Below are 14,203 nucleotides of genomic sequence, written 5' to 3' on the forward strand. Positions count from 1 at the left end.
TGGCAGGCCAAGCCGATCCAGCCACCGACAGGGGTGAATCTGGCCGGGTCTTCCAGCGAGTTCGTCAGCGTTGCGCCGGGCAACGTGTACATCCCGTTGGGCAATCTCAAACCGGGTCTTTATCTGGTGGAAGCACTGATCGGCAAGTACCGCGCGACCACCATGGTGTTCGTCTCCAACACCGTGGCGGTGAGCAAGATTGCCGGTGACGAATTGCTGGTGTGGGCTGCGCGCAAACACGAAGGCAGCCCGGTGCCGAAGGTCAATGTGTTGTGGACCGATGGCCTCGGCGTAATGAGCAGCGGCGCCACGGATAGCGACGGCTTGCTACGCCTGAAACACGTCAGCCCCGAGCGTTCGTTCGTGATCGGCGAGGACGAAGAGGGCGGAGTGTTCGTCTCGGAAAACTTCTACTACGACAGCGAAATCTACGACACCAAACTCTATGCCTTCACTGACCGGCCGCTGTATCGACCGGGGGATTGGGTGTCACTGAAAATCGTCGGGCGTGAATTCAAGAATGCCCGGGACTCGGTGCAGCCAAGCGCTGCTGACGTCAACGTGACTGTGCTGGATGCAACCGGTACGGCGCTGCAATCCCTCGATCTGAAGCTCGATTCCAAGGCTGGCACCCAGGGCCGATTCCAGTTGCCGGACAACGCCGTGGCCGGCGGTTATGAACTGCGTTTCACCTACAAGGATCAGACCTACAGCAGCGCCTTTCGCGTCGCCGAATACATCAAGCCGCACTTCGAGATTTCGCTCAATCTGGCCAGGCAGGATTACCGTACAGGCGAGCCGGTCAAGGGCAACCTGGTGCTGCTGTACCCGGACGGCAAACCGGTGGCCAATGCGAAATTGAGCCTGAGCTTGCGCGCCCAACAGCTGTCGATGGTCGACAACGAACTGCAATATCTCGGGCAATTTCCGGTGGAGCTGACCAGCACCGAACTGACCACCGACGCCAAGGGCAGCGCGTCCCTCGACTTGCCGGCAGCGGAAAAACCGAGCCGCTACATGCTCACCGTGTTCGCCAGCGACGGTGCGGCGTATCGCGTGAAAACCACCAAGGAAATCCTCATCGATCGCGGTGCGGCGAATTTCCGCTTGAGCGCGCCCCAGCGCTTCAGCGCGGTGGGCGACAAGGTTGCGTTCAGCTACACCCGCGAAGGCGAGCAGGCCGACGCCGTTACGCCAGGCAGCTACGGCTGGGTACGCCTGGAAGACCAGAGCACCGGCGAAGGCAAACTCACGGCAACCGACAAAAGCTTCACGCTGACCTTTGACCGGCCGGGCACCTACAACCTGGCGCTCAAGGATGATCATGGCCGGGTGGTCGGCGCCACCGGCCATTCGGTTACCGGCGAAGGTGTCAAAGCCGTACCCGGCACCGTGGAAATCGTCCTCGACAAGCCCGAATATATCGCAGGCGATGAAGCGCTGGCACTGATCACTTTCCCGGAACCCGTGAACGACGCGCTGCTATCTCTGGAGCGCGACAAGGTCGAAGCCACCGCGTTACTTTCCAGGGGCGGCGACTGGCTGAAGATGGAAAAACTCAGCGATACCCAATACCGTGCGCGCATTCCGGTGAAGGACGGTTTCGCGCCGAACCTGACCTTCTCGGTGCTATACACCAAGGGCGGCCAGTACAGTTTCCAGAACGCCGGCATCAAGGTGATCACGCCACAGATCGACGTGCTCATTGCCACCGATAAAGAAACCTATCAGCCAGGTGAAACCGTCTCGGTGGACCTGAGTACTCAATTTGCCGGTAAGCCGATTCCCGCGCACCTGACGGTCAGCGTGGTCGATGAAATGGTCTACGCCCTGCAACCTGAGGTCGCACCGAGCATCGACCAGTTCTTCTATCACCCACGACGCAACAATGTGCGCACCAGCGCCAGTCTGTCGTTCATCAGTTATGACGTCGCCTTGCCGGGCAGCCCCGGTGCACCGGGCAAAGCCAATCGCAGTGAGCGCGGCGTGAAAGTGCTGGAGCGGCCGCGTCGCGAGGATGTCGACACGGCTGCCTGGCAACCTGAATTGCTGACCGATGCCAATGGCAAAACCCGCTTCACCTTCAAAATGCCTGACTCCCTGACCCGCTGGCGCATCACCTCCAGGGCCATCGCCGATGACGGTCAGGTCGGGCAGAAGAAGCAATTCGTACGCTCGGAAAAACCGCTGTACCTGAAGTGGAGCGGCCCGACCCGATTCCGTGCCGGTGACAAACCGGACCTCGGTGTGTTCGCCTTCAGTCAGGCCGAGAACCCGGTCAAGGCCGAACTGGTGACCCGTTACGCCGGCAATGAACAGCGCGTGCCTGTGACCCTGAACAGCGGCATCAACTTCATCCCGTTGCCGACCTTTGAACTGGCCAATGGCGAGTGGAGTGCGGAGCTGGTGCAGGACGGCAAAACCGCTGATGCCCTGGCAGTGCGCCTGACCGCGACCGGTGAAGGCTGGCAAGTCACCCAGACCCGGAGCCTCGATGTGAGCGGCGGCGATACGCCGCTGACGTTGCCGGCAGACGCCAGCGATATCCGCCTGCGTCTGGACGACAGTCCGCAAGCGTTGTTCCGTTCTGCACTCGACGATCTGTTGAGCTACCCCTACGGCGGCGTCGAACAGACCGCCAGTCGCCTGTTGCCGTTGAGCATCGCCTACCCGACGCTGGCGGCGAATCCGCAGATCCGCGATCGCTTGCGCCTGATCATGCAAAACAGTCGCCTGCGCCTGGTGCAAATGGCCGGCCCTTCGGCGTGTTTCACCTGGTGGGGCATGGACGGCGAGCCGGATGCGTTCCTCACCGCTTACGCCTATTACGCCGACTGGCACGCCAGCCGTGTGTTGGAACTGAGCTTGCCGCCGGAGCATTGGCAGCGGGTGCTGGAGGTCTACGCCAAACAGGCGAACAACACGCCACTGTTGCAGCGGGCGCTGATCCTGTCGTTCGCCAAACAGATGCAGTTGCCGGTCAACACCTTGCTCAGTGGCTTGCTGGAAGACCTGGCGAAAGCAGGTGAGGGCGCGGCCGCGAACCTGATGGAGGACGGCGAAGACAGCCTCGTCATGAGCGATCCGGATTCAGCGTTGGGGCTGGCAGCCGCACGAATGCTGACGGCATCGCTGGCCAGGCAATCGAAGGTTGTTTTGCCGGACGCGTTCAATCGGCAACTGGCCGACGCGCAGCAACGTCTGGCGGTCAGTTCCCAGCCGTTTGCCGAAGCGCTGAACCTGTCGCTGCAACCCTTCGATCAGGTTCACGCCCAAGCCTTGTTGCAACGTTTGCTGCCACAGCAATCGACACTGGAACGGGCGCTCGCACTCACTTGGCTGCAACGCAGCATCGAGCAGGCCGCGCCGGCAGTGGCCTTGAAACCGGGTGAGGGCTGGAAGCAGGAGCAGGGCGCGACGGGTGAGATTTATTGGACGTGGCAAGGTGCGCAACTGCCAAGCGTGTTGTCGCTGACCGGCGCGCAAGAGCGTCCGCTGCGCGCCGCATTGAGCTACCGGAGCCAGCAGCCGGTGGTCGATCCGATGGCCGTGACCATCACCCGTCGCCTGTCGCGACTGGTGCCGGGGGATGAGGCCTTCACCTTCAAACTCGAAGTGGTCGGCAACGCACCGCTGTCCAGCGACAACCTCTATCTCGACGAAGTGATCGTCACCAGCAAAGCCGCCAGACCGCTGCGCTACGGCCTGCTTGAAGTGCCGCTGCCACCCGGCGCGGATGTCGAGCGCACGACCTGGGGCATCAAGCTCATGGGCAAGGCCGGCACCGAGCCGACGGCGCTGGAGAAGGCGCGTTTCGAACCGGGGCAAATGGCTTACGCCATTCCGGTCGATGCCTTGAGTGGCGAATTGCGTCTGCGGCATTTGGTGCGTTTCTCGCAGAAGGGGCAATTCAACTTGCCGCCGGTGCGTTTCACTCAGGTGTATGCGCCGCAGCATCAGGCACTGGAACAAAAGGCAGCCCTTGGCCAGGTCACGGTTCACTGACGTGCACAGGCTGCTGCTGGGTTGGCTGCTGTGTTTGCTTCCTGTGCTGGCAACGGCGCAGGACGAACCGCTGCGCCTGGCCTTCAGCGGCGATTTGTTGGCGCTGAGCCGAACGCAGGTGATCGCCCGCGAGCCGTTACCGCCGACGTTGCAGACGCCGCTGGGCAGTGTGTGGAAGTTGTTCGTCTACGCCTGGCTGGTGGATACCGGCGCACGTGAGCCGGCTTATGAATGTCGTGGCCAGTCGAAGGAGGAGGTTTATTGCTGCACGGCGGGTGGAAAGATCGAGCGTGATCAGGCATTGGTGAAATCATGCGGTTTGTATTTCGAACCCGCGCGGCTGGGAATCAGCGATGCAGGTTGGCGAGCCTATTGGCAGACGCGGCAGGCGCCGCAATGGTTGCAGGAGTTGCCGTCGCTGCAACCGGCCACACGGGTTTCGGTGGCAGAACTTTTGAAGGTGTTGGCCGTGCTGCCGGCACAGGATCAGGCCCGGCGTGTGCTACTCGATGTTGTGCTGAATGCCGCCGATGGCAACGTTGTCGGCGAACTCGGTAGCCGTCTGCGCGTGAAGACCTGGAGCTGGTTGGCGGATCAGGATACCGCGTCGCGCCGGGGCGGATTTGCCGGCTGGACGGCGGACGGTACACCGATCTGGGCCGGAGGACGGGGCACCAGTCAGCGGGTACTGCGTGATTACGCGCAGGCATTGTCTACGGTGATTCCTGTTGCATGGCCTATGGATGCAGGGAAATGTGTAGAGGTCGACCTGTTTTCCCGCTATCCACTTCGGCGCGTGCTGTCAGAGGGTAGTGTGGTGTCCTCCGGGGCGTTACAGGGTGACTACCGCGTCGAATTCGCCAATGGTAATGCGCTGGATATTCACAGCGACGGCGAAGTATTTCTGCTGAACGACAAGCTTGTGGCTCGTCTCGATCGCGAAGAGTACGTCGCCCGTGTGCTCCAGCGCGAAGCCAGTGCCGAACCGGTCGAGGCTGCCAAAGCCCTGGCCGTGGCGATCCGCACGTACCTGCTGCAAAACGCCACGCGCAGTGGTGACTGCCTGAGCATCGACGACAGCAGCAGCCGTCAGCGGGTCGCACCGCGTCCGGCATCGCCCGAGTCTCGCGACATAGCCGCGTGGACCAGCGACCTGATTCTGGCTGGCAGCTCCGTCACCTACCATTCCGATCAACCCGGCCCGGACAAACTGTCCTGGCAGCAAGCCGTCGAACAGGCCCGTGCCGGCCAGCGCTACGACGCCATCCTCCTGCACGCTTACCCACGCGCCAGTCTCAGTCGCTGGGACAACCCGGTCGCTTCCTGCGAAGCGTTGCCCGTCGCGCAAGCATGGCTGCAGAAACAACGACGCGGCTGGCGTGCGCAGTTGGAAGGCGAGGTCGGCTATAACGAAGTCAGCACCTTCGCCGTATGCCGCCTGGCCTTCGGTCGCCCCTATGTCGACCGCGAACGCCAGCGCATCTACGTGCGCGGCGCGCAGACGCTGCAAGACCGTCTCGACCTGACCCACGAATACCTGCACCTGGCCTTCGAAGCACACCCCAATGGCCAGGATGAAACCTACATCGAAGGGCTCGCCCGCCACCTCTTGCTGGAATAGACCATGAAACTCCGTTATCCACAGGTCTTGCTGTTTCTCCTTTCGCTGACGGCATTGCCGTGGGCGATGGCTGCGGACAGCGTCAAACTCGACACCCCTGCAGGTGGCTGGCGCACCGGCGCGGCTGAAGGCGAAGGGGAAAACTTCCGGCAGACCGTCAACTACCCGGCCTCCTCGGTGAACACCCCGACAGGGCAGGCCAACACGGCACGCATCAGTGGTCAGATCAAAGCCACAGCCAAATCCGCAGAGCCCGGCCGACTAATCGTCAATGGGGTGAGCATGCCGCTGAAAATCGACCCGGCCGGCCGCTTCGATCGCCCGTTCTCATTCCCCAACGGCAGCAACAGCGTCGAGGTTCGCAGCCCCGATGGCCAACAACGTCACCGCACGCAATTCCTCAACAGCAGCGGCGGCGCAACCCCGGCCAAATTGCGCGTATTACTGTCGTGGGACAGCGACAACACCGACCTCGACCTGCACCTGATCACCCCCGACGGCGCACACATCTGGTACGGCGACCGCGTCGCCCCCAACGGCGCGGCGCTCGACGTCGACGTCACCACCGGCTACGGCCCGGAAATCTTCGCCATGCCCGCGCCGATCAAGGGCCAATATCTGGTGTATGTGAACTACTTCGGCGGCGGGTACAGCAGTGATGAAGAGGGGCAGGAAGACGCGGTGCAGGCGCTGACCACGGCGCAGGTGACGGTGATTACCGAGGAGGGAACTCCGAGCGAGAAGATGGAAACGTTCCTGGTGCCGATGCGGGCGGTGGGGGAGTTGACGTTGGTGAAGTCGTTCAGCTATCCGTGATCCTTGGCGCCATACCGTAGGGTCCCGTTGAGCTTGAAAGCGAAGTCCGCCCGGCAGGGCTTCTTCCGGGGTAAGGATAGCGGTGTTTGGACGGGGTGGATTTGGCATCGGCCGTTTTGGCTTGGCAAGTGTTCTATGAGCGGGATGAAAGCTCGTCAGCGTTGTTTCATGCAGACATACATTGTGAGTGTTCCTGCGTCGATATCTGGAGTACTTGAAAGGAATCGCCCACTGACATGGAAATGCCCCGCCGTGAATGATCTCAGTAGCAATACTTCCCTCGACTCAGCTTTCAGCGAAATTACCCAATTGATTGTGACCGCGCGGCATCGCGCCATGCAGGCGGTCAACACAGAGCTGATTGAGCTGCACTGGCAGGTTGGAGCCTACATCAGTCGCAAAATTGAAGCGGCGGAGTGGGGTGATGGGGTGGTGGCTCAATTGGCCACTCACCTCGCTCGTACTCAGCCCGGACTGCGGGGCTTTACCCGGCCTAATTTGTTTCGTATGCGTCAATTTTTCGAAGCGTACAGGCATGACGTAAAAGTCTCAGCACTGCTGAGACAATTGCCTTGGACACACAACATGATCGTCCTCAACCAGAGCAAACGCCCGGAGGAACGTGAGTTTTACCTGCGCATGGCGATCCAGGAAAAATGGTCAAGCCGGGAGCTTGAGCGTCAGTTCAAGGCTGCACTGTTTGAACGCTCGGTGGTCAGCCCGGCAAAAGTATCAGCACCGCTGCGACAAATTCATCCCCAGGCCCTGGACGTGTTCAAGGACGCCTACGTGGTCGAGTTTCTGGCGTTGGAGCGTGGTCATGCAGAGACGGATTTGCATGGAGGTCTGCTGCACAAGCTCAGGGACTTTCTGATCGAGCTGGGCAGGGACTTCTGCTTTGTTGGTTCGCAGTATCCCTTGCAGGTAGGCGGGCGTGACTTTGCGCTGGATCTGTTGTTTTTCCACCGTGGGCTGAACTGCCTGGTGGCGATTGAACTCAAGGTCGGGCGCTTTGAGCCGGAATATTTGGGGAAGATGGATTTTTATCTTGAAGCGTTGGACCGCAATGTCCGCAAGCCACACGAAAATCCGGCACTCGGCGTATTGTTATGCGCGTGCAAAGAGGACGAAATCGTCGAGTACGCCCTGAACCGCTCGCTGTCTCCAGCCTTGATCGCGGAGTACCACACCCAATTACCAGACAAGAAACTGTTGCAAGCCAAGTTGCAGGAATTTTATGCACTGAACACTGAAGAAATTGAGTGATTGTTGTCGTTGATCACGTTCTTTCAGGCATTAAAAAGCCGGCTTGTGGCCGGCTTCTCGGGGACTGGCTTGGATCATTTTTGGTAAACCGCGCCAGCCTTCAAAACGTACACCCGGATCTTGCGTCCGGCTGTGGGACTCGGCGAGAAAATCATCTGCCTTGTCGGTGCGATCTGAGCCGCGGGGCGGGTCGATGCGCAAATGTGGGGCGCAGCATACTGATTTTTTTGAGAAATTCCCAGCTTGGTGTACGGGTTAAAGGTATTACGGTGATCTGGATCATTACAGAAATGGTACTTCCGGCCTGCGCTTGTTCAGCGTCGACCACCAGAACACCCAACCCAATACTCGGATGTTCTGTTCCTCGATTTGTGCAGCCCTGAAGATTTCATCCGGGTGCTCGGCGCTGTTGTGGCTGCGCATGCGCAACGCGTTACCGGGGACACGATGCAGGTATTTGATTCGTAGCATGCCGTCGTGCTCGATTGCATAGATCTCGCCATCGACAATTTGCGTTAGTCCGCGATCAATGGCGAGCATTGAGCCGTCTTCAATTTTCTCGGCCATGCTGTTGCCGATCATGTGGGCGCAGATGGCGTCGACGTGGTTGATTTCCAGGGAGTCGAGGTGGCTGCGGGGCAGTCGGATGGATTGGCCGGGATCTTCGACGACGTGGGTTTTGTTGGAGCCTGGGGCCGTGGCGGTTTCTTTATAAAGGGGCAATTCGACGTCGGTGGGCTCGATGACCGTGTAGACACCGCGGATGGCCTGGGCGTCGAAAGTGTTGCCAGTCTCGTCGAGCAGGCGCAGGTGTCTGGCGTCTTTCTGACCTTCACCGGTTTTCAGCCATTCACTGTTCACGGAGAGTCGCATGGCGACTTCTTCCATGCAGTGGGCGGGCACACCGCGGGTGTACCAGTTATGGACATTCTGCGGCGCCGTGTTCAAAAATTCGGCAAAACCTGATGTCGTGATGTTGGCAAGTCGAAGGAGCGCTCGAAAGCGTGGGCCGCTAGTGTTCTTTTTCATAAACACGAGTCTACGGAGGCGGAATAAGGCTTTGAATAAACGAGCTGTTCAAATTCGAGGGAAATTTAAGACTTGATGTAAGACGTAAGCGGCGAAAATTAAACAAGAAAAAACCAAGCCAGAGGTTCTTTAAACACAGTGTTTAAGTGGTGCTTTCCAAACGCCCACAAAAAACCCCGGATCGCCCGGGGTTTTTCTTGCCGCTTGCAGCTAAAAGCTTGCAGCTGCTCTTAGCCTTTATAGGCAGCAACCGACTTGGTGATCGCTTCGCGGGCGGCGTCTGCGCCGGCCCAGCCTTCGATCTTCACCCATTTGCCTTTTTCGAGATCTTTGTAGTTCGCGAAGAAGTGCTCGATCTGCTGGATCAGCAGCGCTGGCAAATCGGTGTATTCCTTCACGTCGACGTACAGCTGGGACAGCTTGTCGTGTGGGACTGCGATGACTTTGGCATCGCCGCCGCCGTCGTCGGTCATGTTCAGGATGCCGACTGGACGCGCGCGGATCACCGAACCTGGAGCAACCGGGTAAGGGGTTACAACCAGCACGTCGAGGGGATCACCGTCGTCAGCCAGAGTGTTCGGGATGTAACCGTAGTTGGCCGGGTAGAACATTGGGGTGGCCATGAAACGGTCAACGAACAGGCAATCGCTGTCTTTGTCGATTTCGTATTTGATCGGCGCGTGGTTGGCCGGAATCTCGATCGCGACGTAGATGTCGTTCGGCAGGTCTTTGCCAGCCGGAATCTTGCTGTAGCTCATTGGGCGTTGCCCCCGTTAGTTGACCAAAAACACTTGGCCGGATTGACCAAAAAGTGGCGGCGATTATAGGCATATTCCTGGGTCGACGCCATGTACCAGAAGTCGTATGGCGCTCACTGGTGTGCCTGATAGACAGGGTCATGCGCCTGAAGTTGCTTCAACCTCGTCAGCGGGTCCTGGCGATAGAACAGCTTCAACTGCCGGTACACCTGTGGATAAGCCTCGTGCAGCAAATCCGGGGCGCTGAAGAAGTATTCGCTGGTGACGGCGAAGAATTCGCCGGGGTTTTCCGCGGCGTACGGGTCGATGGCGGTTTCGGCATCGGGATTGCGGTCCAGTTGCCGGTTGAGGTCTTTGTAGGCCGCTTGCATGACGCTGGCCCATTCGCTGACCCGCATGTCCGGGTGCAGCGGCGGCAGGCCGTTGGCGTCACCGTTGAGCATGTCGAGTTTATGTGCCAGTTCGTGGATCACCAGGTTGTAGCCCTCCCAGCCACCGCTGGCCATTACGCCGGGCCAGGCGAGAATGATCGGGCCTCGCTGCCAGGCCTCACCGCTGTGTTCACCGTCCCATTCGTGCTCGACGCCGCTGGCATCGCGATGGCGTTGGGGGCTGAGGAAGTCGTCGGGGTAGAGAATGATTTCGTGGAAGCCCTGATACCAGTTCAGGTCACCGAGGTGCAGCAGCGGTAGTTGCGCCTGGGCGGCGAGCAACAGGCGTTGCTCCTGATGCAGTTCGACACCGGGCAGGGCAGTCAGGTGCTTGTCTTCGAGGAACAGTACGCAGGCTTCACGCAACCATTGGTCTTCGGCGGCGCTGATGCCATCGAGAAAACTCAGGTGATGGCGCACCCGTTGCCACATGTCATCGGCAATCGGGTGCCTGGCCAGGATGCGCCGGCGACGCCAGGCGCTCAGGGACCACATCGTGTCAGCGCGATTCGGCTTTGGAGCTCGAACCCGCCAGGCGGTTACGTACGATGCTTATGATCATCGGCAGCAGCGACAACAGGATGATGCCGACTACCAGTAGTGACAGGTTCTTCTTGATGAACGGCACGTTGCCGAAGAAAAAGCCGAGCGTCACCAGACCGCCGACCCACAGGACAGTGCCGAAGACACTGAAGGCAAAGAAACGCGGATACGGCATTTTCCCCACACCGGCGACGAATGGTGCAAAGGTGCGGATGATTGGCAGGAAGCGCGCCAGGGTCACGGTTTTGCCGCCATGTTTGTCGTAGAAATCGTGGGTTTGTTGCAGGTAGTCACGACGGAAGATCTTCGAGTTCGGATTGCTGAACAGTTTTTCACCCGCCGTTCGTCCAATGATGTAGTTGGTGCTATCACCCAGAATCGCCGCCAGCATCAGCAGACCACCGAGCAGTACCGGGTCCATGCCGCCACCGGCCGCCACGGCACCGGCGATGAACAGCAGCGAGTCGCCCGGCAGGAAGGGCGTAACCACCAGGCCGGTTTCACAGAAGATCACCATAAACAGAATGGCGTAGATCCATGCCCCGTAGTTGGTTACAAGCATGTCGAGGTAGACGTCGAGATGCAGGACAATGTCAATTGGGTTGAAATCCATGGAAAGCACCTGTGGTAATGGCCCGACTCAGCAGGCCTGTGCGGATGACTTCGAGTAAGACTACAGATAAGGGTAGTTTTTCTTACAAGCCGGGAAGATCGGGATTATACGAGGTGAGAGGTGAAAATCGCGTCGAGATTGTAGCGAGGGATGTCGTGGCTGACCGGTGGCTTGATACCGAGCCTGTGGGAGTGAGCCTGCTCGCTCCCACAGGCTCATATGCTTCAGAGTTCGTCGCTGATCGGCAGCACGTAGTTCTTGAATTCGGTGTCTTCCTTGAATCCGATGGACTCGTAGGTTTTCTGCGCGACTTCATTGTTGCTGCTGGTGGAAACACGCATGCGCACGGCATTGGTTTCCTTGGCCATTTTTTTTGCGGTGCGGATCAGGTTATCGGCCACCAACTGACGGCGGGCGTCTTCGGCGACATAGATGTCGTTGAGGATCCACACGCGTTTGAGTGAAAGCGATGAAAAGCTTGGGTACAACTGGCAGAAGCCCATCAGTTTGTTGCTGTCGTCATCGGATAGCGCCAGGTAGATCACCGATTCCTTGCGACGCAGACGTTTCTCGAGGAACGCCCGGGACGAGTCCGGATACGGCAGGGAACCATAAAACTCGCGATATTTGACGAACAACGGGGTCAGCAGGTCCAGGTGTTCGAGGGTCGCTTGAATAATCCGCATGGTAGGTCTCGTCTTCAAGTGGCTGTCTTACGTCTCTGACGGCGATGGGAAACCCTTGGCGGCCGCGCCACGATCCTGCCTGAAACTGGTACGAATGTGCAATGCGCAAGCGGTTCAGGCATTCGGCGGGCCGAGCAGGAAATTACCTTTCATGTCGGTTCCCGCGTCCGACTCCAGTGTCTGAACCTGTGCTTCGTCCTTCAGATTGACCCCTGACAACTGCCGCCGGCAGGCTTCGCGCATTAAATACAGCAAACGGTGTGCCGCCATGCCGTAGCTCAGCCCTTCGAGCCGGACATTGGAGATGCAATTGCGCCACGCATCCGTCAGGCCGACCTTTGGATTGTAGGTGAAATATAAACCCAGGCTGTCCGGGGAGCTCAGGCCAGGGCGTTCGCCGATGAGGATCACGGTCATTTTTGCGCCTAGCAACTCACCGATCTCATCGGCGACCGCCACCCGGCCCTGTTCCACGAGTATGACGGGCGCGATGGTCCAGTCGTCTGCCATTTGCTCTTCGAAGCGCGCCAGAAACGGCAGGGTGTGGCGATGGACGGCCAGAGCCGACAGGCCGTCGGCGACCACAATCACCAGATCCACGCCACCCGGATGGGTCGCCGCGTAATCACGCAGGGTCTGCGCCGATGCATCACTGAGTTTTCGCCCCAGGTCGGGGCGTTGCAGGTACATGTTGCGATCCGTCGCCGCGCTGTGCAGCAACAGGCTTTCGCGTCCGCGTTCGGCCAATTGCGAGTTGAGTGCTGCATGATCGAACGGCAGATGCACTGCATCCCGCGCCTGAGCGTGGGCGTACTGGAAGTCCAGTTGTGCGCGGGTGGGAATACTGGTGCCGGTTCGGCCCAGGGCAATCCGCGCTGGGGTCAGACGCCGCAGTTCCAGCCATGGGTTGTGGGGATCGAAGGGTAGTTTATCCATGTCATTGCTCATCCCAATTGCGCCAAGGCCTGCCGAAAGGCCGGCGGCAGGCTGTCGCCGAAGAGAATCCGGCCGTCCGCTTGAGTGAATATGCCCATTTTCGCCAGCCATTGTTCGAACTCCGGTGCAGGCTTCAGGCCCAGGGTCTGGCGGGCATAGAGCGCGTCGTGGAACGAAGTGGTCTGGTAGTTGAGCATGATGTCGTCGGAGCCCGGGATACCCATGATGAAGTTGATCCCCGCCACACCCAGCAAGGTCAGCAGGGTGTCCATGTCGTCCTGGTCGGCTTCGGCGTGGTTGGTGTAGCAGATGTCGCAGCCCATGGGCACGCCCAAAAGCTTGCCGCAGAAGTGGTCTTCGAGGCCGGCGCGGATGATCTGTTTGCCGTTGTACAGGTATTCCGGGCCGATGAAGCCGACGACGGTGTTGACCAGAAACGGTTTGAAATGTCGCGCCACGGCGTAGGCGCGGGTTTCGCAGGTTTGTTGATCGACGCCGTGATGGGCGTTGGCCGACAGCGCGCTGCCCTGGCCGGTTTCGAAATACATCAGATTTTGCCCGAGTGTGCCGCGATTAAGGCTCAATCCTGCGTCGTAACCTTCCTGCAATAGGTTGAGGTTGATGCCGAAACTGGCGTTGGCCGCCTCGGTGCCGGCAATCGACTGGAACACCAAATCCAGCGGCACGCCGCGATTGACTGCTTCAATCGAGGTGGTGACGTGGGTCAGTACGCACGCCTGGGTTGGAATCTCATAGCGTTGGATGATCGCATCGAGCATTTCCAGCATGGCGCAGATCGAGGCGATGCTGTCGGTGGCCGGGTTGATGCCGATCATGGCATCGCCGTTGCCGTGCAGCAGGCCGTCGAGAATGCTCGCGGCAATGCCGGCCGGCTCGTCGGTGGGGTGGTTGGGTTGCAGGCGCGTGGACAGGCGACCGCGCAGCCCCAGGGTGCCGCGAAACTTCGTGATCACGCGGATTTTCTGCGCCACCAGTACCAGATCCTGCACGCGCATGATCTTCGACACGGCGGCGACCATTTCCGGAGTCAGGCCGGGAGCCAGCGCGCGCAGGCTGTGTTCGTCGGCCGCGTCACTGAGCAGCCAGTCGCGAAAGCCGCCAACGGTGAGGTGGCTGACCACGGCGAAGGCCTGTTTGTCATGGGTGTCGATGATCAGTCGGGTGACTTCATCGGATTCATAGGGAATCAACACTTCCTGCAGGAAGTGGGTGAGCGGGATGTCGGCCAGGGTCATTTGAGCGGCCACGCGCTCGCCATCATTAAGGGCCGCAACGCCGGCCAGAAAATCCCCGGAGCGCGCCGGGCTGGCCTTGGCCATCACTTCCTTGAGGCTGTCGAAGCGGTAGGTCCGGGCGCCGACGGTATGGGCGAATGCGGCCATGGGGCGGTGTCCTCCAAAAAATACTGCAATCTGCTTTTCCTGTGGGAGCGGGCTTGCTCGCGAATACGGTGCTTCATTCAAAATAAATGTCGACTG

11 protein-coding genes are annotated in these 14,203 nt (G+C 59.6%); 4 read left to right on the forward strand and 7 right to left on the reverse strand.

Translation table 11 applies throughout. The annotated features are described in order from the left end of the window. The 4 genes from PMI28_RS05750 to PMI28_RS05735 all read left to right on the forward strand — a co-directional run. Nucleotides 1-4,005, forward strand: a 4,005-nt coding sequence (locus PMI28_RS05750) for an alpha-2-macroglobulin family protein (protein ID WP_007990554.1), incomplete at its 5' end; no start/stop codon positions are given. A gap of 1 nt (nucleotide 4,006) precedes the next feature. After that, nucleotides 4,007-5,626, forward strand: a complete 1,620-nt coding sequence (locus tag PMI28_RS05745; RefSeq protein WP_033063555.1) for a DUF2300 domain-containing protein — start codon at nucleotides 4,007-4,009, stop codon at nucleotides 5,624-5,626. 3 nt (nucleotides 5,627-5,629) lie between these two features. Continuing rightward, the gene (locus PMI28_RS05740; RefSeq protein WP_007990558.1) at nucleotides 5,630-6,442 is read left to right on the forward strand and encodes a YfaP family protein; all 813 of its coding nucleotides are present in this window, start codon (nucleotides 5,630-5,632) and stop codon (nucleotides 6,440-6,442) included. Nucleotides 6,443-6,694: 252 nt separating this feature from the next. Beyond that, entirely contained in the window at nucleotides 6,695-7,708 is a 1,014-nt protein-coding gene (locus tag PMI28_RS05735; protein WP_007990560.1) for a PDDEXK nuclease domain-containing protein, read from the forward strand. A gap of 282 nt (nucleotides 7,709-7,990) precedes the next feature. Here the strand turns inward: PMI28_RS05735 and PMI28_RS05730 are convergent, their stop codons facing one another. From PMI28_RS05730 to PMI28_RS05700, 7 genes are all read right to left on the reverse strand, one after another. Further along, on the reverse strand, nucleotides 7,991-8,737 hold the full coding sequence (locus tag PMI28_RS05730) for a LexA family transcriptional regulator (protein ID WP_007990562.1): 747 nt from the start codon (nucleotides 8,735-8,737) through the stop codon (nucleotides 7,991-7,993). 230 nt (nucleotides 8,738-8,967) lie between these two features. Then, nucleotides 8,968-9,495: an inorganic diphosphatase gene (gene ppa, locus PMI28_RS05725; protein WP_007990564.1), complete on the reverse strand. Its 528-nt coding sequence runs from the start codon at nucleotides 9,493-9,495 to the stop codon at nucleotides 8,968-8,970. 113 nt (nucleotides 9,496-9,608) lie between these two features. After that, entirely contained in the window at nucleotides 9,609-10,421 is an 813-nt protein-coding gene (locus PMI28_RS05720) for a zinc-dependent peptidase (protein ID WP_007990566.1), read from the reverse strand. Nucleotides 10,422-10,425: 4 nt separating this feature from the next. Continuing rightward, entirely contained in the window at nucleotides 10,426-11,082 is a 657-nt protein-coding gene (locus tag PMI28_RS05715) for a DedA family protein (RefSeq protein WP_007990569.1), read from the reverse strand. Nucleotides 11,083-11,306: 224 nt separating this feature from the next. Further along, complete coding sequence (locus PMI28_RS05710; RefSeq protein WP_007990572.1) at nucleotides 11,307-11,768, reverse strand: GNAT family N-acetyltransferase; 462 nt, start codon at nucleotides 11,766-11,768, stop codon at nucleotides 11,307-11,309. Between the two features lie 114 nt (nucleotides 11,769-11,882). Beyond that, nucleotides 11,883-12,716, reverse strand: coding sequence for an ethanolamine ammonia-lyase subunit EutC (gene eutC / locus PMI28_RS05705; RefSeq protein ID WP_443200736.1), 834 nt, complete (start codon nucleotides 12,714-12,716; stop codon nucleotides 11,883-11,885). Then, nucleotides 12,713-14,107 carry an ethanolamine ammonia-lyase subunit EutB gene (locus PMI28_RS05700; RefSeq protein WP_007990574.1) on the reverse strand — a complete coding sequence of 465 codons (1,395 nt, stop codon included), beginning with the start codon at nucleotides 14,105-14,107 and terminating at the stop codon, nucleotides 12,713-12,715. The genes eutC and PMI28_RS05700 overlap by 4 nt, the downstream gene beginning before the upstream one ends. Between the last annotated feature and the right edge of the window lie 96 nt (nucleotides 14,108-14,203).

Origin of the sequence: Pseudomonas sp. GM48, assembly GCF_000282335.1 — a bacterium.
Taxonomy (GTDB): Bacteria; Pseudomonadota; Gammaproteobacteria; order Pseudomonadales; family Pseudomonadaceae; genus Aquipseudomonas.